Below are 1172 nucleotides of genomic sequence, written 5' to 3'. Positions count from 1 at the left end.
CTAAGCCAGGGGAAGTAAGTCCTGTCAGGGGGTAGCGCGAGGCGCAAGCAGACTGAGCCGTCCTGAGCGCCGCAAGCGGTGCAGCAGTCGGACGGCTTCCGGATAGAACGCCTCGCGCTGCTCGGTCAGCATCTGACTGAAGTAGGTGCTCTTGAGCTCGTCCCAGTAGCCCTCAATCCAGTTGAGGGTTTCCGAGGTGTACGAAGGCAGCCGCAAGACGCGCACCTGGGGCCGTGCGGCTTCAAGGGCGGCTTGGGCGCGGTGGGAAGTGAAGGGGCCGCCGTTGTCGAGGACGAGCACGATGCGCCTGCCCGTCCGCTTTGCCCGCGCCACCAGCTTTTCGAGCAGCGACAGAAACAGAGCGGTGGTGACGCTCTTGGGCTGGTAGGCGAAGAGGAAGTGCCTGCTGGGAAAGCGGATGGCGCCCACCACTCCCACTCGCACATTCTTGCCCGGAGTGGGCACCAGCAGCCGCTGCCCTTTGCGCCGCCACGCGGAGCGCGTCACCGGGAGCAGGTTGAAGTGAACGCCGTCGGCGTACCACAGCTCGAAGTCGGCTCGGGGCTGCCGGGCCGACTTCTGCAGACGGTGCAGGCGCCTGAAGGCGCGTGCTTTTTTCCTCCTCGTCAGCCAAGTGCCGGGTGGTGAGTTTGGCGCGGCGCCACACATAACCGTGACACAGCAGCATTTCGCCCACCCACCGCGCGCTCAGCCGCACGCCGGTACGTTGCTGGAGATAGGCGGCCAGACGTGCACGCGTCCAGCGGGCAAACGCAAAGCCCAGTTCCTTCGGCGCCGTTTCCACGGTGCGCATCAGGAGCATGAGGGAGTCGGCGGACACTCTCGACGGCCGGCCCGGACGGGCCGCGTCAGCCAGTCCCGCCAACCCGTGCTGACGCCAGCGTCGGCGGCAGCGCTGGACGGTGCGTGTCGTCAGCCCCAAGGCCGTGGCGATGTGCGGGGCACTCTGGCCTTGAGCACTCAACAGCACGATGGCCGCTCGCAGCGCCACGCCCTGCGGCGCCTGCTGCCGCAGAGCGCGTACCAGCCCACGCCGCTCGGCCGCCGTCAGTTCCAACGCTCGGTGCTGGTGGGGCACTTCGCCGCTCCTTCCGCATAACCGGAGGAGCGGCAACTCTACCCCCTGACAGGACTTACTTCCTCTGGCTTAG

At 67.2% G+C, this 1172-nt stretch carries 2 protein-coding genes and 1 pseudogene; 1 reads left to right on the top strand and 2 read right to left on the bottom strand.

What is annotated here, in order from left to right; genetic code table 11:
• Nucleotides 1-24 precede the first annotated feature (24 nt).
• The gene (locus D7V80_RS41000; protein WP_120593146.1) at nucleotides 25-669 is read right to left on the bottom strand and encodes a transposase; all 645 of its coding nucleotides are present in this window, start codon (nucleotides 667-669) and stop codon (nucleotides 25-27) included.
• A 7-nt stretch (nucleotides 670-676) separates the two neighbouring features.
• Nucleotides 677-991: pseudogene (locus tag D7V80_RS44070) on the bottom strand (helix-turn-helix domain-containing protein); the annotation flags it as partial.
• On the opposite strand from D7V80_RS44070, the gene D7V80_RS43370 reads away from it, so the two are divergent.
• Entirely contained in the window at nucleotides 974-1120 is a 147-nt protein-coding gene (locus D7V80_RS43370; RefSeq protein ID WP_233585871.1) for a hypothetical protein, read from the top strand. The pseudogene D7V80_RS44070 and the gene D7V80_RS43370 overlap by 18 nt on opposite strands.
• Nucleotides 1121-1172 lie beyond the last annotated feature (52 nt).

Origin of the sequence: Corallococcus sp. CA054B, assembly GCF_003611625.1 — a bacterium.
Taxonomy (GTDB): Bacteria; Myxococcota; Myxococcia; order Myxococcales; family Myxococcaceae; genus Corallococcus; species Corallococcus coralloides.
The sequence above is the reverse complement of the archived record's forward strand: the minus strand, read 5'-3'. Positions and strand labels throughout refer to the sequence as shown.